This window comes from Parafilimonas terrae, assembly GCF_900115755.1.
GTDB classification, from domain to species: Bacteria; Bacteroidota; Bacteroidia; order Chitinophagales; family Chitinophagaceae; genus Parafilimonas; species Parafilimonas terrae.
Map to the genome: position 1 here is coordinate 160,413 of NZ_FOXQ01000001.1, position 24,344 is coordinate 184,756.

21 protein-coding genes and 1 tRNA gene are annotated in these 24,344 nt (G+C 40.4%); 16 read left to right on the forward strand and 6 right to left on the reverse strand.

Annotation, left to right across the window (positions count from 1 at the left end; translation table 11 throughout):
• Nucleotides 1-155 precede the first annotated feature (155 nt).
• Nucleotides 156-2,783, forward strand: a complete 2,628-nt coding sequence (locus BM015_RS21775) for a multicopper oxidase domain-containing protein (protein ID WP_245751156.1) — start codon at nucleotides 156-158, stop codon at nucleotides 2,781-2,783.
• An 11-nt stretch (nucleotides 2,784-2,794) separates the two neighbouring features.
• Nucleotides 2,795-5,344 (forward strand): heavy metal translocating P-type ATPase, encoded by a 2,550-nt coding sequence (locus BM015_RS00640; protein WP_245751157.1) that lies wholly within the window; start codon nucleotides 2,795-2,797, stop codon nucleotides 5,342-5,344.
• A 957-nt stretch (nucleotides 5,345-6,301) separates the two neighbouring features.
• Here BM015_RS00640 and BM015_RS00645 read toward each other — a convergent pair.
• The 4 genes from BM015_RS00645 to BM015_RS00660 all read right to left on the reverse strand — a co-directional run bounded on the left by BM015_RS00645 (nucleotide 6,302) and on the right by BM015_RS00660 (nucleotide 9,705).
• The gene (locus BM015_RS00645; RefSeq protein ID WP_090653482.1) at nucleotides 6,302-7,576 is read right to left on the reverse strand and encodes a DUF2851 family protein; all 1,275 of its coding nucleotides are present in this window, start codon (nucleotides 7,574-7,576) and stop codon (nucleotides 6,302-6,304) included.
• A 64-nt stretch (nucleotides 7,577-7,640) separates the two neighbouring features.
• On the reverse strand, nucleotides 7,641-8,225 hold the full coding sequence (locus tag BM015_RS00650; RefSeq protein WP_090653483.1) for a Maf family nucleotide pyrophosphatase: 585 nt from the start codon (nucleotides 8,223-8,225) through the stop codon (nucleotides 7,641-7,643).
• Nucleotides 8,218-9,189: a geranylgeranylglycerol-phosphate geranylgeranyltransferase gene (locus BM015_RS00655; protein WP_317040517.1), complete on the reverse strand. Its 972-nt coding sequence runs from the start codon at nucleotides 9,187-9,189 to the stop codon at nucleotides 8,218-8,220. Before BM015_RS00655 ends, BM015_RS00650 begins: the two co-directional genes overlap by 8 nt.
• Entirely contained in the window at nucleotides 9,190-9,705 is a 516-nt protein-coding gene (locus BM015_RS00660) for a KdsC family phosphatase (RefSeq protein WP_090653485.1), read from the reverse strand.
• Between the two features lie 255 nt (nucleotides 9,706-9,960).
• On the opposite strand from BM015_RS00660, the gene BM015_RS00665 reads away from it, so the two are divergent.
• Nucleotides 9,961-10,035, forward strand: a tRNA-Val gene (locus tag BM015_RS00665).
• A 247-nt stretch (nucleotides 10,036-10,282) separates the two neighbouring features.
• On the opposite strand, the gene BM015_RS00670 is transcribed toward BM015_RS00665, so the two are convergent.
• Complete coding sequence (locus tag BM015_RS00670; RefSeq protein WP_090653486.1) at nucleotides 10,283-10,693, reverse strand: OsmC family protein; 411 nt, start codon at nucleotides 10,691-10,693, stop codon at nucleotides 10,283-10,285.
• Between BM015_RS00670 and BM015_RS00675 the strand changes: the two genes are divergently transcribed.
• The 4 genes from BM015_RS00675 to BM015_RS00690 all read left to right on the forward strand — a co-directional run bounded on the left by BM015_RS00675 (nucleotide 10,687) and on the right by BM015_RS00690 (nucleotide 13,252).
• Nucleotides 10,687-11,556, forward strand: a complete 870-nt coding sequence (locus BM015_RS00675) for a hypothetical protein (RefSeq protein WP_090653488.1) — start codon at nucleotides 10,687-10,689, stop codon at nucleotides 11,554-11,556. The two genes, BM015_RS00670 and BM015_RS00675, sit on opposite strands and share 7 nt — an antisense overlap.
• Before the next feature lie 306 nt (nucleotides 11,557-11,862).
• Nucleotides 11,863-12,228 (forward strand): DUF2200 domain-containing protein, encoded by a 366-nt coding sequence (locus BM015_RS00680; RefSeq protein ID WP_090653490.1) that lies wholly within the window; start codon nucleotides 11,863-11,865, stop codon nucleotides 12,226-12,228.
• Between the two features lie 33 nt (nucleotides 12,229-12,261).
• The gene (locus tag BM015_RS00685) at nucleotides 12,262-12,657 is read left to right on the forward strand and encodes a VOC family protein (RefSeq protein WP_090653492.1); all 396 of its coding nucleotides are present in this window, start codon (nucleotides 12,262-12,264) and stop codon (nucleotides 12,655-12,657) included.
• Nucleotides 12,658-12,700: 43 nt separating this feature from the next.
• Nucleotides 12,701-13,252: a dihydrofolate reductase family protein gene (locus tag BM015_RS00690; protein ID WP_090653493.1), complete on the forward strand. Its 552-nt coding sequence runs from the start codon at nucleotides 12,701-12,703 to the stop codon at nucleotides 13,250-13,252.
• 121 nt (nucleotides 13,253-13,373) lie between these two features.
• Here the strand turns inward: BM015_RS00690 and BM015_RS00695 are convergent, their stop codons facing one another.
• Nucleotides 13,374-14,630 carry an alkaline phosphatase family protein gene (locus tag BM015_RS00695; RefSeq protein ID WP_090653494.1) on the reverse strand — a complete coding sequence of 419 codons (1,257 nt, stop codon included), beginning with the start codon at nucleotides 14,628-14,630 and terminating at the stop codon, nucleotides 13,374-13,376.
• Nucleotides 14,631-14,958: 328 nt separating this feature from the next.
• On the opposite strand from BM015_RS00695, the gene BM015_RS00700 reads away from it, so the two are divergent.
• The 9 genes from BM015_RS00700 to BM015_RS00740 all read left to right on the forward strand — a co-directional run bounded on the left by BM015_RS00700 (nucleotide 14,959) and on the right by BM015_RS00740 (nucleotide 24,296).
• Nucleotides 14,959-15,510 carry a hypothetical protein gene (locus BM015_RS00700; protein WP_090653496.1) on the forward strand — a complete coding sequence of 184 codons (552 nt, stop codon included), beginning with the start codon at nucleotides 14,959-14,961 and terminating at the stop codon, nucleotides 15,508-15,510.
• Between the two features lie 207 nt (nucleotides 15,511-15,717).
• Complete coding sequence (locus tag BM015_RS00705; protein ID WP_090653499.1) at nucleotides 15,718-16,296, forward strand: carboxymuconolactone decarboxylase family protein; 579 nt, start codon at nucleotides 15,718-15,720, stop codon at nucleotides 16,294-16,296.
• Nucleotides 16,293-17,555, forward strand: a complete 1,263-nt coding sequence (locus tag BM015_RS00710) for an MFS transporter (protein ID WP_090653501.1) — start codon at nucleotides 16,293-16,295, stop codon at nucleotides 17,553-17,555. The genes BM015_RS00705 and BM015_RS00710 overlap by 4 nt, the downstream gene beginning before the upstream one ends.
• A 95-nt stretch (nucleotides 17,556-17,650) precedes the next feature.
• Nucleotides 17,651-18,211, forward strand: coding sequence for a carboxymuconolactone decarboxylase family protein (locus BM015_RS00715; RefSeq protein ID WP_090653503.1), 561 nt, complete (start codon nucleotides 17,651-17,653; stop codon nucleotides 18,209-18,211).
• 35 nt (nucleotides 18,212-18,246) lie between these two features.
• A complete protein-coding gene (locus BM015_RS00720) occupies nucleotides 18,247-20,493 on the forward strand; it encodes an FG-GAP-like repeat-containing protein (protein WP_090653505.1) in 2,247 nt (748 codons plus the stop codon).
• Between the two features lie 10 nt (nucleotides 20,494-20,503).
• Nucleotides 20,504-21,055, forward strand: coding sequence for a carboxymuconolactone decarboxylase family protein (locus tag BM015_RS00725; protein WP_090653507.1), 552 nt, complete (start codon nucleotides 20,504-20,506; stop codon nucleotides 21,053-21,055).
• 11 nt (nucleotides 21,056-21,066) lie between these two features.
• The gene (locus BM015_RS00730) at nucleotides 21,067-22,131 is read left to right on the forward strand and encodes a cobalamin-independent methionine synthase II family protein (RefSeq protein ID WP_090653509.1); all 1,065 of its coding nucleotides are present in this window, start codon (nucleotides 21,067-21,069) and stop codon (nucleotides 22,129-22,131) included.
• 57 nt (nucleotides 22,132-22,188) lie between these two features.
• The gene (locus BM015_RS00735) at nucleotides 22,189-23,652 is read left to right on the forward strand and encodes an alpha/beta hydrolase-fold protein (RefSeq protein WP_090653511.1); all 1,464 of its coding nucleotides are present in this window, start codon (nucleotides 22,189-22,191) and stop codon (nucleotides 23,650-23,652) included.
• Nucleotides 23,653-23,735: 83 nt separating this feature from the next.
• Complete coding sequence (locus BM015_RS00740; RefSeq protein ID WP_090653512.1) at nucleotides 23,736-24,296, forward strand: carboxymuconolactone decarboxylase family protein; 561 nt, start codon at nucleotides 23,736-23,738, stop codon at nucleotides 24,294-24,296.
• Nucleotides 24,297-24,344 lie beyond the last annotated feature (48 nt).

Consider the following 24,344-nt stretch of genomic DNA (forward strand, 5'->3'; position numbering starts at 1 on the left):
AACGGGTTTACTGCATTAAAAATTTTTGATCATTCGAGAACGGATACCAGATTAACGAATAGTGGTATGCAGTAAACTTTCAGTCATTTTAAATTATGCGATGTAAAATATGGCACTCCCGTTTGTTTGTATCGCGTAATTAAAGCATATAACACATGAAATATATAGCCTGTTTAACAGGATTATTATTGATGGGATTATACAGTTTTTCCCAGCAGTTTAATCGTGGCGATAACAATAATTATACGTCATTCAACAACTTTGCGGCGCCGGTGGCAAAACCTACACTTTTAAATGCCCCGCTGCCGCAGCAAATTGCCAACCACGAAAAAGACATCATAACAAAACAAATGGAAGCGTCCAATTCCGGCATCCATTTCCCTGCGGGAACGCCTGGCGCTAAAACAGTAAGGTATGATCTTTACATAACAGACAGTACAGTGAATTATACCGGCAAAAAAAGAAAAGGCATTGCTGTTAACGGCAGCATTCCTGCGCCAACACTTGTTTTTACAATAGGTGATACGGCGCTAATTTTTGTACACAATAATTCTGATGAGCCTACCGGAGTGCACTGGCATGGCGTGCAATTGGCCAACCGCATGGATGGCGTGCCTTATCTTACACAACATCCCATTCCGCCGCATAGCGTATATGTATATAAATTTCCCGTGGTACAATCGGGAACGTACTGGTACCACAGCCATTTTTCATTACAGGAACAAATAGGTTTATACGGCGCATTGGTTTTTAATAAAAGAACCGAACCCGGCATCCCAACCATTCCTTTGGTATTGAGCGATTGGAGCGATATGAAACCAGCACAAATAGACCGCAGGCTGCATACGGCCAATGACTGGTTTTCCATAAAAAAACATTCCGTACAAAGCTATTCAGAAGCTATTGGCGCAGGAAAGCTGGGCGTTAAACTGGGCAATGAATGGAAGCGTATGAATGCCATGGACGTAAGCGACGTGTATTATGAACGTTTTTTTGCCAACGGCGATACAGCACAATCATTTCCTGCATTTAAAGCCGGCGATAAAGTACGGTTGAGGATAGTTAACGGCGGCGCATCTTCATACTTCTGGCTGAGTTACAGTGGCGGAAGAATTACCGTAGTGGCAAATGACGGCAACGATGTAATGCCGGTTGATGTGGACAGGTTTATTATAGGCCCATCAGAAACGTACGATGTGATAGTTACGGTTCCTGAAAATATGCAATACCAGCTCCTGGCAACTTCGGAAGACAGGGTTGGATATGCTTCGGTGTGGCTGGGCCGCGGTATGAAAATGCCGGCCGCTAAACTTCCGCGCCTTAAATATTTTGAAGGCATGGGCATGATGAATAAGATGATGAAGATGAACGGGAATATGGAACCGATGGCAGGTATGGCTTTGCAACAGATGGATATGAACAAGGTGATGTATCCTGAAGTAAAACCGGGCAGCATGCATGAACATGCAAACACCCAAACAGGATACGCATGTCCCATGCACCCGGAAGTTACAAGCGATAAGCCCGGCAAATGCCCCAAATGCGGAATGGAGCTGGTGAAGAAAGAAAATAACAGTGAAATGAATGAAATGCACCGGCAGGAAAAAAACATGGATGCACCAGCAAAGTATGAGTGCCCTATGCACCCGGAAGTTACCAGCAACAAGCCCGGCAAATGCCCTAAATGCGGAATGGCGCTTGAAAAAAAACCCGCAGTGGAAAAAAAGGAGCAGATGGCACATTCAATGGCCGGCATGGATATGCATGATGCTGGCGGTATGGTTACCTTGAATTATGATATGCTGAAAGCGCCTGAAAAAACCACGCTTCCCGCAGGGCCATGGAAGGAGCTAAAGTTTGAACTTACCGGTAACATGAACCGTTATGTGTGGACGCTGGATAACAAAACCATTTCGGAAAGCGATAAAATATTGATTAAGCAAGGCGAAAACGTGCGCATTGTTTTATACAATAATTCCATGATGCGGCACCCGATGCATTTGCATGGGCACGATTTCAGGCTGGTGAACCAGTATGGCGAATATTCACCCCTGAAAAACGTAGTGGATATTTTACCGATGGAAACCGACACTCTGGAATTCCGCGCTTCGGAAAGCGGCGACTGGTTTTTTCATTGCCATATCCTTTACCATATGATGAGCGGTATGGGCCGTATATTTAGTTATGAAAACAGCCCGCCTAATCCTGAAATACACGATCCTGCAATGATGTACAGGATGCTGAAAATGGACGACCGCATGTTTCATTTTACTGCACAGAACGATTTTGCCAGCAACGGCAATGACGGCTCGCTGCTGTATTCCAATACACGCTGGGGTTTCCAGGGCGAATGGCGGCTGGGTTATAATGATAACCGCGGCTACGAAGTGGAAACGCATTTTGGAAGATACATCGGTAAAATGCAATGGCTGTTTCCCTATATTGGCATTGACTGGCGCTACCGGAACGGCGCCGCCGGTGAAAAAAATATTTTCGGGCAGAAGAATACCAAAGACAACAGGAAAGTTTTTCATGCCGGTATTCAATACACCTTGCCCTTTCTTATTGTGGCCGATGCAAGCATAGATTATACGGGCAATGTAAGGATGCAGCTATCCAGGGAAGATATTCCGCTTGCGCCACGGTTGCGGGCATCGTTTATGGTGAATTCAGACAGGGAATACAGCGTTGGCGGCAGTTATATTCTTACCAAATATCTTTCTGCAAGCACCCATTACGACAGCGATATGGGTTGGGGAGCTGGTGTGACATTTACTTATTAAATTTAAAAATCATGATGCAACATATTTATAAAATAACCGGCATGCACTGCAATGGCTGCCGGGAAAAAGTTGAATGTGAATTAAACAAAATTGACGGTGTTTCAGCCAAGGTAACGCTGGATCCGCCACAGGCCATTATTTCAATGGAAAAACATATTCCCACGGGTCAATTACAGCAGGCAGTATCAAAGGCGGGCAATTATACTATTGAAATGGACATGCCTGGAAGTATGGTGCATGATCATCACACCGTGCAGTCAGAAAACGGCCATCAAGCAATGTCTGTGCCGCATGAACACAAGCACAAAACAGATAATACAGCACAACATGCTTCCGGTGTCTATTATTGCCCCATGCATTGTGAAGGCGATAAAACTTATGATAAGCCCGGCAACTGCCCTGTTTGTGGCATGAACCTGGTACAGCAGCCATCGCTTCATCAAAAAACAAAATATACCTGCCCGATGCATCCTGAAATCATAAGGGATGAGCCGGGCGCCTGCCCTATCTGCGGTATGGAACTGATACCTATGGATGGCAATGTGGAAGAAGAGGATAAAACTTACCAGACCCTTTTAAAAAAGTTTAAGATAGCTGTATTGTTCACACTGCCGATCTTTCTTATTTCCATGAGCGAAATGATCCCAAATAACCCTTTGTTCAGGCTTATGCCTTTGAAATACTGGAACTGGGTGCAATTCGTGCTTTCACTGCCCGTAGTATTTTATGCGACCTGGATGTTTTTTGAAAGGGCATGGCGTTCCATCGTTACCTGGAAATTGAATATGTTCACGCTTATTGGAATTGGCGCTGGTGTATCGTGGGTGTTTAGTATAATTGCTTTATTGATGCCCGGTATTTTCCCGGATGAATTTAAAACCCATCACGGAACGGTATATGTATATTTCGAAGCGGCTGCCGTTATACTTACACTGGTATTATTAGGACAGTTGCTTGAAGCGAGGGCGCATGGCAAAACCAACAGCGCCATCAGGGAATTATTGAAACTGGCGCCTAATAAAGCTACAATTATTAAAGATGGAAAAGAAGAAAACGTGGATATTGACAGCATTCATGCCGGCGACCTGCTGCGGGTAAAACCCGGTGAAAAAATACCGGTGGATGGCAGTATCAAGGAAGGAGAAACGGTGATAGACGAATCGATGATCTCAGGAGAACCTGTTCCCGTTGAAAAAAAGGCCGGCGATAAGGTAAAAGCAGGCACCATTAATGGCAATAAAACATTTGTAATGCTTGCCGAAAAAGTGGGCGCCGATACCGTACTGGCGCAGATCATAGATATGGTGAACAATGCCAGCCGCTCAAAAGCGCCCATTCAGAAAATGGCGGATAAAATTTCCGGTTATTTTGTACCAATAGTGGTGTTGATTGCGGTAGCCACCTTCATTGTTTGGGCCGTATGGGGCCCGCAGCCTTCGTATGTATATGGATTTGTAAATGCGGTCGCTGTGCTTATTATTGCCTGTCCCTGTGCGTTGGGCCTTGCAACACCCATGTCGGTAATGGTTGGTGTAGGCAAAGGCGCCAAATCAGGCGTGCTTATTAAGAATGCTGAAGCGCTGGAAAAAATGAATACGATTGATGTAGTGGTGATTGATAAAACCGGCACTGTTACCGAAGGCAAACCCTCCGTGGAAAAAATAAACAGTATTAAAAATGGCCTTTCAGAAAATGACCTTTTAACAATAATCGTTGCACTTAACAGCAACAGTGAGCACCCGCTGGCACAAGCTATCTTAAACTATGGCAAAGAAAAAAATATACCGGTGCAACAGGTTTTCGGCTTTGAAGCTGTTACGGGCAAAGGCGTTACCGGTACTGTAAATAACCAGCAGGCAGCCCTCGGCAATAAAAAGCTGATGGAACAGGTAGGCGCAACCATTGCACCTGAACTGGAGCAGGAAGCAGGCGCTGCACAGCAACAGGGCAAAACCGTTTCTTATATCTCGTTAGGAAAAGAAGCCGTAGGCTTTGTGATGATTTCCGATAAAATAAAGTCTACCGCTACAGAAGCGGTGCAGCGATTGCATGATGAAGGTTTAAAAGTAATTATGTTTACCGGTGATAATGAAGATACCGCCAAAGCAGTAAGTGAGGCCATTGACCTCGATGGTTTTAAAGCCCAACTATTGCCAGAAAACAAATTGCAGGAAGTAAAAAAGCTGCAGGATGAGGGCCGAAAGGTAGCTATGGCTGGTGATGGCATTAACGATGCCCCGGCACTTTCGCAGGCTGACATTGGTATTGCCATGGGCACAGGGACAGATGTAGCTATAGAAAGCGCTGAAATTACATTGGTTGAAGGAGATATTATAGGTATTGCCAAGGCGCGTTCATTAAGTGATAAAGTAATGGGTAACATAAAACAAAACCTTCTCTTTGCCCTCGGTTATAACGTGCTTGGCATTCCAATTGCCGCAGGTGTTTTATATCCGTTTTTTGGTTTGTTGCTTTCGCCCATGATAGCGGCACTGGCTATGAGTTTCAGCTCCGTTTCGGTAATTATCAATTCACTGCGGCTAAAACAAGCAAGCCTATAAATTATGTATAGACAGAACGATTAATTGCGGCGCAGAAATTAATAGAATGGAACATTATTTTGAGTTGCTCGTCACTATAAATGAAGAAGAGAGACAGTTTAAAGAAAGGCTGGCAACATTTGGGCTATGTGTATAATTCTATATTATCGTAGATGGGTATGAACTTATTTTTGAAAAAAATGACGAGCAGCAATACCCGATATTATCTGAAGAAGGTGCTAAAGGCAATCAATCTTTATTTAATACTGACAGACAAAAATGGAATTCTTTAAATGAGTTGTTTTATGAGAAATCCATTTTTGTTCACATGGGAGGAGGCTAAGAAAAAACACAGGAATATACTACTATAAAAAGCGGAGACATCTGGTATAAGAAGGCTGAAGTTTATTCAGTTATCGTCGGCAAGTTTTACAACCAGGGATTGCATTTGTTAGGAAACGTTTATCTATAAAATTATCTGCACTTTTGTTTTTTATATTCTGAATAAGACTTGATAAAGTTTTAATAGGTGTAAAGAATTGCGAGATTGAATATATTGTTTATCGATCTTAGTTTGGGTTTTGTTGTCGCTGCGATTTTCAAAAATGATATAATAATAAAAAATGTTTTATGGGGCATAAAATTTATGCTGAAAAATTAGATTTTTTAACTTTACCAAACTTTACTCAGTATTATTTTGAGTAAAACAATGAGAGATAGTTCTTCAAAGATTCAGAAAAATTGATTTTGAGAGTTTTGAGAAATTAAAAAAACGTTCAGTCATCCCGACTGAACGGGACAAAGTGTAGAAATCTACCTTTGTCCCGTTTTTATTTTCCCGCAAGCTCATTCACTTCTATCGCCTGAAGCAGTACAGGATTTTTTCTTCATCATTAGCCTGCGCTGCAATTTATTTGTAAGTCCAATATTGCTTTAATCGCATCAGGATTTTAATGCTTATGCGGAAGGTAAATACCATTAGTTTTCCCCGCGCAACAATTTAACGCCAACAGCGCAATCGAGACATTTCTTTTTTGTGCAATAAAAATGCTTTAAATGAAGCAGCGCCTGGCTGTGCAAAGCATTTTGATTAGTGATACCGTAACTTTTCCATTGCCTTGTAATTGTATTTTGCTCAGGCTCTAATTCCATTAGCCAGTTGAGTGATTTTTCTTTCCAGGCATTATCATTTTTGTTGATAGCATAAGCAAACATTACGGGTATAATAGTGTTGATGACAATATGATGAATAAGAGCTTTGCCAACCGCTTTTTTAATATAAACAGCTTCATCTTTTAAAGTAAAATGGTAATGCCAGAAATCGTTTGCCGTAACATCAAACCACTGAAAAATATCACTAAGCTTTTTGGCTGATTTTATTTTGGAAAATAAATGGCTTGATTGATGAATGAGCATTGCCAGTTGCGCCAACCTCAATGTTGGAAAATTAGAGGGCCGCATTCTTAAAAATGCAGGCGTCTTATTTACAGGCTGCAGCTTGTATTTCTTTGCAAGAAAATTATATTCTTTCTGCAATAAAGCCGGATAGGCATCTTCAAAATCACCATTCAGCAGACCGGCCTGGCCAAGCAGTAATGCTTCCAGCTGGTGAATTTGATTTTTATGTTTTGCCAGTAAGTTTACAGGTAACGATTTTGCAATTTGCTCAAACACATCTGCATTCACTTTCATTCCAAAACTGCGGCAAAGACTTATCCAAAAAACTTCTTCCCAGTTATTATTGTTATCGCTGAGCCAATGTGTTATTGTATTTGATTTCTGTTGCAACCGTTCCGTCATTAATCTTTCTTTCCATCCCAGCCAGGCCATTTCACTTAAAACGGGTAAAGAAAATGCACATGCAATTTCATCGGCACTGTGCATCAAATATTCAAAACGCTGAAGTGTGATTTTTGGAACAAGTGATTGAAGTTCCAATGTAGCAAAAGGTTGATTGCGGGCATCAAGAATTATTTCATCGTTTAACCATACTACGTGCAAAATAATATTGCTGTAATTCTTATCTGATGAATGATTATGAAGATGCCAGTGCGATGCACAAACATGCAGCTCTGCGTTTCCAACCCAGAGTGTATTATCAATCTTTATTTTGGCTTCAGAAAAATCAGGGCCGGCATTCCTGTTTAAATTGCCCGGGTGTATTATTTGCAATGATTTTCCATCTGCAGTTTGAAGGTTGGATTGATTAAAGTACCTGAATTGCCAGATGAATTGCAGCAGCCTTTCGTTCATGGGGTTTACAATTGGCTGAACAAGTTACAAAAATCATTATGCAAAAAGCAAATAAACTTTGTAATTATAATGTTGCCGTAAAATGTTTTAATTGCTGCAATACACGGCTTACAGGCAGGCCCATTACATTATAAAAATCTCCATTAATGGATTTTATACCGGTAACGCCGATCCATTCCTGTATGGCATACGCGCCGGCTTTATCATAAGGCTTGTATTTATCAACATAAAAAATTATCTGTTCATCTGTAAGCTTATGAAAAACAACATGCGTAACATCTGCAAAGCTTACTTCTTTATTGTCTCTTAATAATACAACGCCTGTAATTACCCGATGTTCATTACCTGAAAGCAAACGCAGCATTTCAATAGCTTCATCACGGCTGGCAGGTTTGTTAATTACTTTATTGTCTAAAACAACAATGGTATCGGCTGCCAGTATTATAGCATCACTGTTTAGTTTTTGCTGAACAGCTTTGGCTTTATTACGTGCAATAAAAACGGGAATTTCTTCAACCGGCATATTCGTTGAGAAGCTTTCATCTGCATCGCTTGTTACTGCCTCAAACTTTACTTCGGCCCATTCAAGCAATTGCTTTCTGCGCGGTGATTGGGAAGCGAGAATAATTTTCGGTTTATTATCAGGCATAAATTTTAAAGAATATCATAGAAAGAATGCCGGTAAACATTACCAGTTTTACCATGGTGCTGAGCTTATGAAAATCCTGCGGCGTTGATGCTTTAAATAATTTCTGAAATATGTTTATCAACGGCAGTATAATAAGTACGAAAGAGTAAGCAATGGCAAACCACCAGCGCAATTGCAGCATGTAAATCATTACCACAATTAATGCCAGCACCAGCACAATGAACCATACAGCGAGATAAATTTTAGCGGCATTAAAGCCCCAGACTATGGGCATGGTTTTACATCCATAGCGCATGTCGCCTTCCACATCTTCCATGTCTTTAACAGCTTCGCGGATAAGCGATATGATAAAGGCAAAACCTGTATATAAAAAAGTAACGCGTATTATTTTATGAATATTTGCATCACCGGGATTAAAAAGGAAAAAACGGGCTTCGCACCAGGTTACCACAAGCACTGTCCATGCGGTTAAAACAGATATAATAATATTACCGGAAAGCAGTTTCTTTTTAAGCGAGATTGAGTAAACGAATAACAGTAAAACACATATTAGGTTAGAAAGGCCGAGCAGGGTTACATGTGTACTGAAATCGAGGTAAAAACCGATAGCAACACCAATAAAACTTAAAACCAGGTGCCAGGCAATGGCTGAACGCCGCTTGATTATTTTTTGAATAATGAGCCTTTCGGGTTTATTGATGCGGTCAATATTCAAATCGAAATAATCATTGATAATATAACCGGCGGCTGCTATTAAAACAGACGACAGTATTAATAAAAAAAAGTGCAGCGGGTTAAGGCTTGGCCTGCGGCCGGCAGCAGCCAGTAATGGCTGCATTACACAATACATAAATAGCAATTGTGTAATGGCTATAAATATTAAATTAGGCCATCTTACCAGGCGAAAAAATGCAATTACTTTTTTCAGGATGAATGCTTTGGCTGCAAAATAAATTAAAAGTATTTAAGCGGACTGTATGTTAGTGTCGGGCCGCCATTTGCCCTGCAGTTTCATTACTTTTTCAATCACATCGCGCACACAGCCTTCGCCGCCTTTAAAAGAAGAAACATATTTTGAAATGGTTTTCACCTCGGCTACTGCATCGGCGGGGCAGCAGGCGAGGCCGCAATATTGCATTACATCTATATCAGGAATATCATCGCCCATGTATAGGATTTCTTCTTTTTTAAGGTTGAAAGCGGCTTCGAGCTCTTTTAATTTTTCCAGTTTATTTTCTACATTCATATACACATCTGATATGCCAAGGTTTGAAAGCCTGTTATTTACCTGCGGCGATTTTCCGCCTGAAATAATGAATATCTTATAATTTTTCTTCACAGCAAGTTGCAGCGCGTAACCATCTTTCACATGCATTTTTCTTGCCATAAGCCCGTTTTCCAAAACTAATAAAGTGCCGTCGGTTAAAACTCCGTCAACATCAAATACAAATGCATTAATACTTTTAAAGATGTTTAGCATTTAAAAAAATTTGTTCAAAGCTATGCCTGCAAATTTTTATAAAAGAAAGCGGGTTAAAGAAAAATAAAAAAAAGTCAAACTAACATTTGTTCGGATTATAAAATCTTTATATTTTGCGTTTGCTTTTGACGTTTTAAAAGTCAATCGGTTGCTTGCTCATAACAAATCCCATCGGTTCCCCGACGGGATTTTTTTATTAAAAAATTTGGGTGGAAAAAAACAGCGCCTATCTTTGCAGCCCTTTAGGGGAATAAAGGGAGTTTAGCTCAGCTGGTTTAGAGCATCTGCCTTACAAGCAGAGGGTCGGCGGTTCGATCCCGTCAACTCCCACTAAAGAAAAAGGTTCACAGGAAAGTGAGCCTTTTTTATTGGGTATTATTAAAACAATAGGATAATTAATTGAACCCAACTTATTAGATTTTGTCTCAGTGAAAACAAACACCGGATCAGTTTTAAAAAACAGTGACCACCGGTTTTAATACATCAGATATTTTTAGGAGCGATTTAAATATATCGCACAGAGAACACACTGAGCTAACAGGGATATTTATTTTCCTGTGCAAAAAACTTTGGAAGCTTAATTTTTCCATCCAAAATCCACATTCATTTCAATATCGGGATGAATACTTTTAGCAACAGGGCAGGTAAGCGCCGCACGTTCAAGAATTGCCTTTTCTTTATCATCTAATGTAAGCGATGCAGGAAAATTAAAACGTACATCAATACCGCCAACACGCCTTGGCTCAGACTTCATATTTTTTTGAATGCTTACTTCAGTTCCTTCAAGCGAAATATTCATATCCCTTGCTTTAATCCCCATGATGGTAAGCATGCAGCTGCCCAATGAAGTAGCAAGCAAATCGGTAGGTGAAAACCTTTCGCCTTTACCCTGGTTATCTGTTGGCGCATCCGTTTCAATTATAGTATTACTTTGCAGGTGTTTTGCTTCTGTTCTTAACGAGCCTTTATAAATTATTTCAGATGTCATTACACAATATTTATTATAAATTTACGATTATCAATTTACACATGTACCGCAAGATAATTTTGCTTTCACTCTGCTTTATTGTTACAGGACAAATTTTTGCGCAGCAACAAGAAAAAAAAGCAGAAAGTGAAAAAGATATTAAAAGACAGGAACGCAGGCAGCATATAGCAGACCTTATTAAACGCGAAGAAGAAGGTGCATTAATTTATAATAAGCAATCTCTTTTTGGCTTTAAACTGAATACGGATGGATGGACTGCCATATATGAACACGGCAAATACAAAACCATCAATACAACCAATACCTGGTTTGTTGAAATAGGTGAACGCAAAAGCCATAAAGAAGAACGAATAACTCCTTCCGATCCATACACAGGTTACCCTGTTGGTAATTCCTTTATTTATGGCAAGCGCAATGTTTTTTACAATGTAAATATTGGCATTGGTCAGCAAAGGCTTATTGGCGGCAAAGGCACCAAGAATGGCGTGGCTGTTTCTGCTATTTATGGCGGCGGCTTTTCTGCAGGATTATTAAAGCCCTATTACGTAACGGTGTACAATCCTAATACCGGTGAAACACAGGACGTAAAATACCAGGGGCCTTCCGATACTGTATTTCTTAACTATCCTATCTCCGGTGCTGGTTTAACCAAAGGTTTTGGCGAAATGAAATTTATGCCGGGCCTTGTGGCCCACGCAGGCCTGCGCTTTGATTACGGCCGGTATAATGAATTATTATCTGCACTCGAAATTGGCGTAAGCGCAGAATTTTATACCAAAGACATGCCTATTATGGTTGATGCCGAAGCAAAGAAATTCTTTTACAATGCCTATATAGCCATTGAATTCGGATTTCGAAAATGAAGCAGGTAAGAACGGTGAAACGCAAGGTTCTACAAAGGTGCCAAGAGATTTTTCATTATTGAGGATGAAGTAAAAACATGCTGCAAAAGCAAAAATTTGAATGAGGTAAAATCCAATTGCATTTCCATAGCTTCATTTGAATTTTGTACATCGCTCAGCACCGCTCTTTCTTCTGTTCCATTGCCGGAACATTACAAAATAACCGAAATACAGGATAAATGTGACAAGCATATTCAACTGACAAAATCATTCATGGAACAGAGAGGTTACTAATCGGATTGGCAAAACAAATAATAAAACAATAGTATGAAAGCTACTGAGGAACATAACAACCGGATAGCCAAAATGATTTTTGCATCGGTCTATCCGCACTATGTAAAAAAAGTAGAAACCAAAGGCAGGACAAAAGAAGAACTGCATCAGGTGATTGAATGGCTGACCGGCTTTGATGAGAAAAAACTGCAGGCACTTATTGAAGAGAAAGTAACCTTTGAAACTTTCTTTGAACGTGCAGAATTAAACCCCAATGCCCATCTTATTACAGGTATGATATGTGGTTACCGGATAGAAGAAATTGAAAATCCACTGACACAAAAGGCAAGATATTTGGATAAGCTGATAGACGAATTGGCGAAAGGCCGGAAGATGGAAAAGATTTTAAGAACCGCCTGAAAAAACCTTCTCTGAAACTCAAATGACATAAAGATGGAAGCAAAAGATGCTGCAACACATTTTGCACCGGAACTACACATTCCTAAAGGAACGTTCAATGTTGATTTCTACATCAAATTCGGAGCAATAGAACATTTCCGTTTTTGTAACGATGACGGAAGTATTCACGTTGTGGAACTGGAAATTGCCGGGGCCATTTTCCATTTGCATGAAACAATGACCTGGTTTAATGCACTGGAGCCAATAAGTGCCAAAGGGGTAACTTCTGTTATCGGATTATTTGTTCCCGATGTGGATAAAGTAATGGAAAAAGCAATGCAGGCCGGAGCAACTGAAATTAAACCTGCACAAGACTATGATTACGGATACAGGCAGGGAATGTTTAGAGACCCTTTTGGACATTACTGGCAGATACAGAAAAAGATTTGAACAAAGACAGTTTTTACATTACTCAACTTAAAATCATTATACGGTGAGAACGGTAAGATTTGGTATAAATATAAGCCTTGATGGTTATTGCGATCACACAAGTTTTAATCCCGATGAAGCGGTTTTAAATTATTTTACGAGTATGATGAATGATGTTGACCTGCTTTTTTTTGGTCGCAACATGCACCAGCTTATGTTTCCTTACTGGCGCGATGTGGCCCGGGATCAGTCGGGCAGCGCTGCAGAAAATCTCTTTGCCGAACGGATTAGCGCTATTGACAGCGTTGTGGTTTCCCGGTCATTGGAAAGCGTTGAGGGAAATGCACGGATCGTCCGCAACGACCCCGCTGGAGAGCTCCTGAAATTGAAGCAGCAAGCAGGAAAAACTATTTTGCTGGACAGTGTCAGCCTGTTGCCGGAGATGATTTCCGCCGGCCTTATCGATGAATTTAACCTGGTTATTCATCCGGGCATCGTGGGTAGTGGCAGGCCTCTGCTGCCTGCAGGGAGCCTTCATGAAAAGCTTAACCTAAAGCTGGTTGAAACTATAAATTTCAAATCCGGGTGTATGGCGCTTCATTATGTGAAAGGATGATGACGCAGTAAGTTGCCAGAAACTGTATTTAACACTGCGCATGTTTTGTATTGCTGCATGCTGCCATACTTAAAAAGGAAATACAGGCAATTGAATGCTTTGCGATATTTATAAGTTCAATTTAATTTGTTTTGCCAGCAGTTTTGTTATTCAGAACTATCCAACAGGAAAGATTATTACCGGGGCCTTGCAGAAATAATTTATAAAAAGAAGAAGGCATATTTTTTACATTCAATATTGCTTTCTCATCTGCAAGCGGAACAGTTTTTAGCAGCTCAAATTTATCTTCGCCGCCTTCCTTATAGTTGTTGGTTGATGATGCCCATATTTTTACTGACCCTTCTTTTACAGATGCTTTCCATTCAACTGTTATTGTATCATCTTTATATTGCGCAGCAGCATTGGTTAATGATAATTCTCCGATAAGCGGCACACCATCAAGTTCCCTTGCTGTTTCCAATGGAATCTGCAGGTTCATAAAGCGGGCAATGGTTGGAAAAATATCCACGATTGAAGCCTGGTTATTTTTAAAATATCCGTTCAGGTTTTTTGCATTCGTAAATATCCAGCCTGCCCGTTCCCTGTCTGATTGTCCGCCATGATCTTTACCTGTTTCAGCCGTGCGGCCATGATCGGTTGTTATTATTATAAGCCAGTCTTCATTAAAATTCTTTTCCCTGTATTGAATGGCTTGCCATATCTGTCCAACATAATCATCTGCATAATTAATGGCCTTATAAAATTGCGGGCTGTCGCCATATTTATGGCCCATATCATCTGTATATTCCAGGTAAACCCACGAAAGATCGGGCGCATTGGTTTTAATTGTTGAAGCGGCTGTTGCAGCAACCTTTGCATCTATTTTATGCATGAACTCTCTTTCGGCATCCTGCGGATAGTTAACCGTATCCAGTTCCAAACCATCAAACTTATAATCGAAATGTATATTGCCGGTTGCAGCCAATCCATCGCCAACAAGCCGGGTCCGGTTATCGGTCCATGAAGAAAATATACCTGTCTTTTTTTCAGGATAATCTTCTTTTAATATTCTGAAAATGCTCTTATAATTATAATTAGGATCTTTTATATCGTTGTCCCAAACATTATGTTTATTCACCCATGTTCCGGTTAATATACTATTATAGCCTACCGCAGAAATGGTAGGCGTTTGAGAATAACCATTTTTTTCGCCACCAACCATAGCATGTGCATAACCTCCTGCTTTTGCTATTTCATTCATGTGTACCGGGTTTAGCTTTTCAATCACATCTGCCGGAATACCGTCAATAATTATATATACCGCTTTTTTTGTTTTGGGTTGAGCGCATAACATGCCGGTTGCAAACAGGGATAAGCAAAAAGTGATTAAATATTTCATTTCAAATTATTATAAAGTTGAATAATAAATACCAGCCGATCGTATGCCAGGAACAAATACTTCATTGCCGGATCAAATTTTCATTTCAGATTATTCAGCAGCAAACTTATTTAGTATCATCATTAAAACAATTATAGCATTTACACTTCACATTTTAAAATACGCAGCAAGCTGTTTTACCATTGCCGGTTACTGATAAATTATTTATAAAGGGGTTTGTCATTATCAAATGGGGTATTCATCCTGCCTTTGAGAAAAGTAAAAGGCGCAACCAGAAATATTGCTTAATACCAAATATTATTTCTATTTTGCCATCGACTAAGTTTGCTTGAAAAAGATTATTACCATATTACTGATTGCTATTCATTTTTTTTATGCCTTTGGATACACGCTGTTTTTTTCAGTAATGGAGAGCGCTGCCGACCAGCGCATGATTGCATTATTGGATAACGATAATTATGATGAAAGCGACCTGGTATTATTAAAGTTTGCATTGTATGCACCATACATTCAAAGCAGCGGCAGCTACCAGCGTTGCGACGGGCAAATTGAATTAAACGGCACTCAATACAACTATGTAAAGCGGATGGTGCGCAATGATACTTTGTACCTGTATTGCATTGCCAACAAACAAAAAACAGACATTAGTAACACTAAGCATTTATATGCCCAGCAACACAGTGATAATTCAATAGATACAAAAACTGATCAGCCTTCTTTAAAACAGTTCAGCTTTATACAAGAATATAATATTGTACCTACTGAAGTTATCTTCAATGCATATAATACTTCGCTAAATAAAACCCGGTCATTTAATAATCTCAATACGCAAAAAGGTTTTATACTTAAAACCATACAACCTCCCGACTTGTTTATTTAAGCTTTTAAATTGTTTGGGACTATACTGTTTATGAAACGGTTTTGAACAGGAGCCCGTAGCTGCACAATGATATGCAGATCACGGTAATGCGACGCAACCGTGATGCCATTTGTTCATAAGCTGGTAACAAAAATCACCCAAACAATTCATTGTTCTGTTATTCACCAGCATGCGCTTATTGTGCATCATCAGCTTAAATAATTATCCATGCCATATATTCCATTGGAAGAGCATTTACCCGGCATTACGGGCCTGCTTGAATATGATAAAATTGCTGCCGCCCCAATACGTGAGCTCACTCAAATTTTACTTCGCGGCGAAAGTACTTTAACCGAATGCGAACGCGAACTGATTGCAACGGTTGTATCAAACGGGAACCAATGTAAATTCTGCACAGCGGCACATACGGCTGCTGCGGATATTTTATTGGGCGAAAATGAAACATCGCAAAAAGTAAAAGAGAATATTATTACTGCGCCTGTAAGCAATAAAATGAAAGCGTTGTTAACAATTGCATCGATGGTTCGCGAAAACGGTAAAGCTGTAACACAGGAAGCGATTAACAAAGCCAAAGCAGAAGGTGCTACCGACATAGAAATTCACGACACGGTTTTAATTGCAGCATTATTCTGTTTATACAACAGGTATGTTGATGGCCTTGCTACCGTAACACCGGCCGGGAGTGAATTCTATAAAGGATTAGCGGAGCGTTTAAAAAATCATGGCTATAACCGTTTGCCGCAAGGCTACGATCATTTGAAAAAAAATAAAACGGTCGCTCCATGAAGCAGGTTGAAGTAAATATTGAAGAGCGTATTATAATTACTGAAACTCTATACCAGCCTTCCGCCGCTACGAAACGAAGCCTGGCAATAGCATTTATAGTTTGTTATATCAGCATTATGTTTAGTGGCATTTCATCCATGCTCATGTCGGTTTACCTGCCTGTTGCTGTAAAAGATTTATTAGGCAGCATACCAGATGAAAGAATGAATTATATAAGTGCTTATATAAATTCGATCTTCATATTCGGCAGTATGTTTGGCGGCTTTGCCTGGGGTTTTGTTTGTGATAAAATAGGCCGGTCAAAAGCGGTAGTATTTTCAACGGCATTATATGCATTATTTACGGCGCTCACCGCTTTCTCATCTTCATGGCTTATCGTTGGCGTTTATCGCTTTATAACCGGCTTTGGCGTTGGCGGTGTAATAGTAACCACCAATATTCTGATAGCCGAAATATGGCCTGAAAAAAAACGTGCTATTGCACTGGGAATAGTATCCGCTGCCATGCCTGTTGGTTTTATTGTGGCAGGTGCATTAAATAACCTGATACCTGAGTGGCGCAATGCATTTCTTTCAGGTATTATCCCGTTAATCACAGCCGTTATAGCCATGTTTATTCTGGCAGAACCTGAAAGCTGGAAGCAGGCAAATCATGCACAGGATAATAAGGCAGGCAAACAAATTTTTTCACGCGATTACAGAAAAAATCTTATAAGCGGTTCCATCATTTTTGGTGCAATGCTGATTGGATTATGGGCCATTTTTTCATGGGCGCCAACATGGGTGCAAAGCATCACGCCTGATAACAACAAAGCAGATGAACTGCGTGGCATAACGATGATGATACTGGCGTTATCCGGTTTAATCGGAAGCATTGTTTCTGGCTGGATAGTAAACAGGATCGGTATGCGGAAAACAATGATGCTGTGTTTTGCTGCAGGTTTTATAATGACGGCTGTTGTATTTAAACTTAATTCTTCCATAACCACTATAACATTGGTTGAAATGGGCATAATGGCTTTCTTCTTTGGAATAAGCCAGGGCGCACTATCGGTTTATATACCTGCACTATTTCCAACGAAAGTAAGGGCATCTGCAACAGGATTCTGTTTCAACATAGGCAGGTTATTTACAGCAACTGTTGTTTTCTTCATCGGCGCACTCGTATCATTTCTTGGCGGGTATGGCAATGCCATTTTTATTTTTTCATTCATTTTCATCATTGGATTGATAACAACAATTTTCTCAAAAGAGAAATAAAACAGAATACTGCCCGATAAGCAAATACCGGCAGTTGCTTTTATAAATCAAAAATTGTACATCAAAAATCGTAAATCGTAAATCGTAAATTAATCATGGCATACATAAACGTACCGGAGGGCGTTCCCGGAATAAGAAGCCTGGTAATGTTTCGCCCGGAAACCGGCAAGCCATTATATGAGCTGGCACAGATGTTATTAAGAGGCAATTCAACATTAACTGAGGCTGAAAGAGAGCTGATAGCAGCTTATGTTTCCAAAAGAAATGATACCATGTTTTGCATGATGAGCCATGCCGCCGCATCACGCGCATTATATGGGAATGATAAAAATATTGTGGATGATGTATTAAAAGACTTGCAGCAGGCAAACATCAGCAGCAAAATGAAATCGTTATTAAATATTGCAGGCAAAGTGCAAATTCTTGGCAAAGAAGTAAAGCCTGAAGATATTGAGGCTGCAAGAAAAGAAGGCGCTACTGATAAAGAGATTCATGATACGGTTTTAATCGCTGCGGCATTCAGCATGTTTAACAGGTATGTTGATGGCCTTGCCAGCTTTACGCCAACCGATGAAAAAGAATATGAAGCAATGGGAAAACGCATGGCGGAGAAAGGATATGTAGCGCCTCAACCAACCAATAATCAAAATCATTAACCATTCCTGCTTGACGCGCAGGATAAACCTATGCTATGCATTTAAAACGCTTTTTATATAACATATTGCTGGCAGTAATATTCATTACATATAACTCGTGCAGCAACACTATTGATTCAAACCACGAAATGCAGGCGTTGCTGGCATCTGTTGCCAGCGCCAATGCTGTTCCTGCAAATGATTATGCATCAGATGTTAAGCTGCGGCACATAGATTCTGTGCTTAATACTTCGGACAATGCAAGCCTTACGGCTGTTGCGTTATACAGCAAGGCCTGTATATCACTTCAGGCAGGCGATGAAAAATCTTCTGAAACAATCCTCAATGATCTGTTGAACAACCAGAATTTTCATGTTAATCAACGGATCGTAAAAAAAGAACTGGCGCTTACTTATTTGCGTATGGGCGAAAAGAGCAATTGCATGCTGAACCATACCGGCGAATCATGTATTTTTCCTGTAGCAGGCCAAGGCATTCATTTCAATAAATACGGTTCTCAAAGGGCTATCGAGCTATATACAGAACTGCTGGATCAAAAACCCGACGACCTCGAAGCAAGGTGGCTGCTCAATATCGCTTATATGACTACCGGGCAATACCCGCAGGGCGTGCCTTCGGCTTACCTCATTAAAAACCTTGACAAAGACTCTTCGTCAGTACACATAAAACCTTTTACAGATGCTGCAATTAATATTGGCTTAAACACAAAAAACATGGCCGGCGGTACGCTTGTGGACGACCTGGATAACGATGGATACCTTGACATTGTAACTTCTTCATGGGACCTGGGTGGCCACATGCATTATTGCCGCAACAACAAAAATGCAAGTTTCAGCGACCTGTCACAATCATCAGGGTTAGAAGGTTTTACCGGTGGCCTTAACATCATGCAAACAGATTATAATAATGATGGTTTAAAAGACATTTTTGTGTTGCGTGGCGCTTGGAAAGGGCCTTTTGGCCGTGAGCCCAATTCGCTTTTGCGCAATAATGGCGATGGTACTTTTACTGATGTAACCAAGGAAAGCGGCCTGTTATCTCTTCATCCTACACAAACAGCCACATGGAACGATTTTAATAAAGATGGATGGCTTGATGTTTTTATTGGCAATGAATCTTATGATCCGCCTTACGATGATAATGCCTGTGAATTATATATCAATAATAAGAACGGCACGTTTACAAATGTGGCCATACAAAGCAAGGTTAACATAAGCGCATTTGTAAAGGGCGTTACCTCCGGCGATTATGATAACGATGGCTGGCCCGACATTTTTATTTCAACGCTTAACAACAGGAAAGTGCTGCTGAAAAATGAGGGCATTGTAAACGGCGTTGTGCAGTTTAAAGATGTAACACAACAGGCAGGGTTAACCAACTGCACAGCAAAAACGTTTGGCACCTGGTTTTGGGATTATGATAACGATGGCTGGCTTGACTTGTTTGTCGCCAATTATGATTTTTATAATACGGGCGCCTGGTACGCGGCTGCAGAAGCATTGCATTTGCCCACAGGCAACGCTGCAAAACAATATCTCTATCACAATAATCATGACGGCACATTTACTGATGTAACCGAAAAAGCAGGCCTTAATAAAATTGCTTTTGCTATGGGTTCTAATTTTGGCGACTTAGATAATGACGGTTACCCGGATATTTATCTCGGCACCGGCAATCCAAGCTTTGAATCATTAACCTCTAATAAATTATTTAAAAACGTTGATGGAAAAGCCTTTGCAGACGTTACCGTTTCGGCGCGTGTTGGCAACCTGCAAAAAGGCCATGGCGTTGCATTTGCCGATCTTGATAATGATGGCGATGAAGATATTTTTATTGAAGTGGGCGGTGCTTATACCGGTGATGCTTACCAGAATTCATTGTATATAAACCCAGGCCAGAATAATAATAACTGGATAAATATTTCACTTGAAGGTGTTGCTACCAATAAGGTGGCAATAGGCGCCAGGATAAAAGTAACATTTAAAGAGAACGGGGTTGAAAGGTCTGTATATCGCGATGTTAATTCGGGTGGAAGCTTTGGCGCCAAACCATTAACTCAACACATTGGTATAGGCCAGGCCACGTCAATTGAAAGCATTGAAATAAAATGGCCTGTTGGCGATGCAGTACAAGTGTTTAATAATATAAAACCCTGCACAAATATTCATATAAAACAAGGAGCCACCTCTTATACAACAACAAGGCTTACGAACTGTGACTTTCTTTCGCAGGAAGCTAATTTAATACGATGCGGCGTACCATTAAAACCATCAAACTTATAAAACAATAACTATGGCATTTATCAATTTACAAAACGATTTGCCCGGTATTCGCGGGCCCATGCAATACAGTCCTGAAACAGGTGAGGCATTGAATGAACTGGCAGAAATTTTATTGCATGATGACAACAATACTTTATCACGCGGTGAACGTGAAATGATCGGCGCTTATGTATCCTCACAAAATGATTGTTTCTATTGTCAGAACGTGCATGGTGCATTGGCGCAATATTATTTTGAATGCGACATGCAGCTGATTGATGATATTAAAAAAGACTACGAGTCAACGTCCATCTCACCAAAATTAAAAGCATTATTAAGCATTGCGGGCAGCGTACAAAAAGGCGGCAGGCATGTTACACCAGCGCAGATAGAACATGCTAAAAACCTTGGTGCAACTGATAAGGAAATACACGATACTGTTTTAATAGCGGCAGCTTTTTGCATGTTCAACCGTTATGTGGATGGATTGAACACATGGGCGCCGCAGGACAGGAATGTGTATGTAGAACGGGCCGCAATGCGTGCAAAAGAAGGCTATGCAAATATTGATTTAAATAAATAAAAACTACAACTATGAAAATAAGAACATACCCAGTTGGCAGCGTTCCCCGGCCAAAATATTTAGTGGAGGCTTTAGGCGCATTTGCACAACAACAAATAAATGAAAACGAATTACAGCAACTTTTTGATAAAGCATTAAAAGAAACCATACAGCGTTTTGAAGAAACGGGCTCGCCGGTTATAACAGATGGCGAGCAAACAAAACCAAGCTTTGCAACTTATCCAATCAGTGGTATAAAAAATCTTTCACCAAATGGCGTGGTAATTCCTTTTGCAGACGGGCATACAAGGCAATTGCCGACCATAACATCAGGCCCGTTTCATTATACAAATTATGCAGATGCTTATCTAAAGAAAGCAAAGCAGTTAACAACTTTGCCGGTTAAACAGGCGGTGATTTCTGTATCTGCTATCAGTTTATTATATCCGCAGGAAGGCATTGAAAATTATTCGCAGGAGCAGTTTATAAATGACCTGGTGAATGAAGCCGAAGCCGATATAAGAAGCTGTTTAAACGCCGGCGCTCATCTTGTACAGGTGGATTTTACGGAAGGCAGGCTTGCTTTAAAACTTGATCCTTCAAAAAGTTTATTAAGATTATTCATTGATTTAAACAATAAAGTACTGGCCCGTTTTTCTGAAGAAGAGAGAAAAAAGATTGGCGTGCATTCCTGCCCGGGCGGCGATCATGATTCCACGCACAGTGCAGATATTAGTTACAATGATTTATTGCCTTTATTGTTTGAATTGAATGCAGGCAATTTTTTTCTCGAATATGCAGGCGAAAACAATAAAGAGGATGTTTTACAATGCATCAAAGAAAATCTTCGCCCCAATCAAACCGTATTTATCGGTGTAACAGATGTATTGAACCCACGCATTGAAACACCGGAAGAAATACGCGATGTTATTATTGAAGCATCAGCAAAAATTCCTTTGCAACGGCTTGGCACAACAGACGATTGCGGCTTCTCTCCTTTTGCCGATGATGTTTCCACTTCAAGAGATACAGCGTTTGCAAAAATTAAAGCGCGTGTGGAAGGAACGAAACTCGCTGAAGAAAAACTTTTTAAATAAGCATTGTAAAAACCGGCCAGACGCTGTTAAAGCGCCTGGCCGTACAAACTATCTGCAATGAATAAGTATAAAAAATGCTGTCTTTTAATTGCCATCACCATAAGCGTTTTACATGTTTATGGCCAAAAGTTCAGCGTGAGCTTTGCTCCAACGGCCTCTGATGAAAGTTTTACAGGCAAGGTGCTTTTGTTTCTTTCAAAGGAGTCCAAATCACCAAAAGACCAAATGGTTGGCGTTGAAAGATTTCCCTGTTTTGCCATCACGGTAAATAACATAAAGCCAGGCAGTAAAATTTTGTTTGATGATAACGCAGTTTCATATCCTGTTAAACTATCGGATATAGAAAGGGGGGAATATAACGTACAGGTGGTGTGGGATAAGAATGAAGGCGGGCGCTCAATTGCTGAAAGCCCCGGCAATATATATAACGATGCAATAACTGTGCAGCTCACAAAGAATACGGATGCAGTTTTTAATATTACCTGCAATAATGTAGTCAAAGAAAAAAGCTTTGTTGAAACACAATTTGTAAAGGAGCTGAAAGTGCCGTCGGCATTACTTTCTGCATCTTACAAAAGACCAACAACTGTTAACGCAGCCATACTGCTGCCCAAAGAATATTATGAGGAGCCCGATCGAAAGTTCCCGGTGTTGTATTGGGTTTCAGGCTATGGCGGCGACTATCATAATTATTCCGGCAAAAATGATCCTTCCATGCCGGTAGATACAACGCCATGCATAAGGGTTTATCTTGATGGTAATTGTTCACTTGGCCATTGCGTGTATGCCAACAGTGATAATAACGGGCCATGGGGCGATGCGCTTACGCAGGAACTTATTCCACAGGTTGAAAAAACATACAGGGTTAATAAAGCAAGGTTGCTGACAGGCCATAGCAGCGGCGGCTGGACAGTTTTATGGTTACAGACGCATTACCCAAAAGTGTTTGATGCATGCTGGTCAAGTTCACCTGACCCTGTTGATTTCAGGAGTTTTCAGCAGGTGAATTTATATGAAGACAAAAATATTTTTTATTCGAAGGATAGTTCATTAAGAGCAGCAGGCACTATTGCGGGCCGCTTTCCATGGATCACCATGAAAAACATGTTACAGATGGAACATGTAATATACCGCGGTGAACAGATGCATTCTTTTGATGCAGTATTCAGTGTAAAAAATAATGACGGCTCTCCGCGAAGGTTATGCAATGAATCAACCGGTGAAATTGATCCTGTAACAGTTGAGCATTGGAAAAACTATGACATCTCATTGTATGTAAGAAATAACTGGCAACAGCTTGAACCTGACCTTAAAGAAAAGATAAGGGTATCTGTGGGCGAGCAGGATAATTTCTTATTGAATTATGCCGTGCATTTATTCGACGATGAAATGAAAAAGATCAATGCAGGTTTTGTGTTTGCCTATTATCCCGGCGATCATTTCACCGTATCAACGCCGGAATATAAAACGGCGGGCTATCAGTTCCTGGAACAGCAATACAATAAACTAAAAGACAAATAATATCAAGTTAAGGCCAGACGCTTTGAAGCGTCTGGCCTATATGCAACACGTCAAAAATCTCTAATCAAAATAAAAACCAAACTATGCCGTACATAGATGTAGATCCCAACCTGCCGGGCATACGAAGCCTTATGGCTTTCAGCCCGCAAACAGCAGAACCTATGGGAAAGATTGCCAATTTAATGCTGCGTACCAATGAAGGCTTAACCATGGCTGAAAGGGAAATGATTGCCACGTATGTTTCTTATCTCAACGATTGTTTTTATTGCCAGCAATCGCATGGCGCCATTGTAAGCTGTTATTTGAATGATGATAATAAGCTCATCGATCAAATAAAAAATGATTATGAACAGGCTGAAATTTCCGGTAAGCTGAAAGCATTATTAAGCATTGCAGGCAGCGTGCAAAAAGGTGGCAGGCATGTAACGGAAGAGCAGGTTAAAAAAGCAAAAGAAGCAGGCGCAACAGATAAAGACATTCATGACACAGTTTTAATCACTGCTTTGTTCTGCCTGTTTAACCGCTATGTTGACGGGCTTGCTACCAATACGCCAACAGACCTTTCCACTTATCCGCCAAGAGCAAAACAAATCGCCGAACATGGCTATGGCAATCATATTTTTTCAACACCTCAGCCTGCATAAAACCAACTAACAATTTTTACAACAAACATCAAAACGCAAAATGAAACC

Excerpts from the sequence above, each read along its gene's own strand:
- BM015_RS00685 (WP_090653492.1), top strand. The coding sequence starts at position 12,262 with ATGGAAGCAAAAGATGCTGCAACACATTTTGCACCGGAACTACACATT.
- BM015_RS00670 (WP_090653486.1), bottom strand. The coding sequence starts at position 10,693 with ATGACATCTGAAATAATTTATAAAGGCTCGTTAAGAACAGAAGCAAAA.
- BM015_RS21775 (WP_245751156.1), top strand. The coding sequence starts at position 156 with ATGAAATATATAGCCTGTTTAACAGGATTATTATTGATGGGATTATAC.
- BM015_RS00710 (WP_090653501.1), top strand. The coding sequence starts at position 16,293 with ATGAAGCAGGTTGAAGTAAATATTGAAGAGCGTATTATAATTACTGAA.
- BM015_RS00645 (WP_090653482.1), bottom strand. The coding sequence starts at position 7,576 with ATGAACGAAAGGCTGCTGCAATTCATCTGGCAATTCAGGTACTTTAAT.
- BM015_RS00660 (WP_090653485.1), bottom strand. The coding sequence starts at position 9,705 with ATGCTAAACATCTTTAAAAGTATTAATGCATTTGTATTTGATGTTGAC.
- BM015_RS00735 (WP_090653511.1), top strand. The coding sequence starts at position 22,189 with ATGAATAAGTATAAAAAATGCTGTCTTTTAATTGCCATCACCATAAGC.
- BM015_RS00650 (WP_090653483.1), bottom strand. The coding sequence starts at position 8,225 with ATGCCTGATAATAAACCGAAAATTATTCTCGCTTCCCAATCACCGCGC.
- BM015_RS00680 (WP_090653490.1), top strand. The coding sequence starts at position 11,863 with ATGAAAGCTACTGAGGAACATAACAACCGGATAGCCAAAATGATTTTT.
- BM015_RS00715 (WP_090653503.1), top strand. The coding sequence starts at position 17,651 with ATGGCATACATAAACGTACCGGAGGGCGTTCCCGGAATAAGAAGCCTG.
- BM015_RS00705 (WP_090653499.1), top strand. The coding sequence starts at position 15,718 with ATGCCATATATTCCATTGGAAGAGCATTTACCCGGCATTACGGGCCTG.
- BM015_RS00720 (WP_090653505.1), top strand. The coding sequence starts at position 18,247 with ATGCATTTAAAACGCTTTTTATATAACATATTGCTGGCAGTAATATTC.
- BM015_RS00740 (WP_090653512.1), top strand. The coding sequence starts at position 23,736 with ATGCCGTACATAGATGTAGATCCCAACCTGCCGGGCATACGAAGCCTT.
- BM015_RS00730 (WP_090653509.1), top strand. The coding sequence starts at position 21,067 with ATGAAAATAAGAACATACCCAGTTGGCAGCGTTCCCCGGCCAAAATAT.
- BM015_RS00640 (WP_245751157.1), top strand. The coding sequence starts at position 2,795 with ATGATGCAACATATTTATAAAATAACCGGCATGCACTGCAATGGCTGC.
- BM015_RS00725 (WP_090653507.1), top strand. The coding sequence starts at position 20,504 with ATGGCATTTATCAATTTACAAAACGATTTGCCCGGTATTCGCGGGCCC.
- BM015_RS00695 (WP_090653494.1), bottom strand. The coding sequence starts at position 14,630 with ATGAAATATTTAATCACTTTTTGCTTATCCCTGTTTGCAACCGGCATG.
- BM015_RS00675 (WP_090653488.1), top strand. The coding sequence starts at position 10,687 with ATGTCATTACACAATATTTATTATAAATTTACGATTATCAATTTACAC.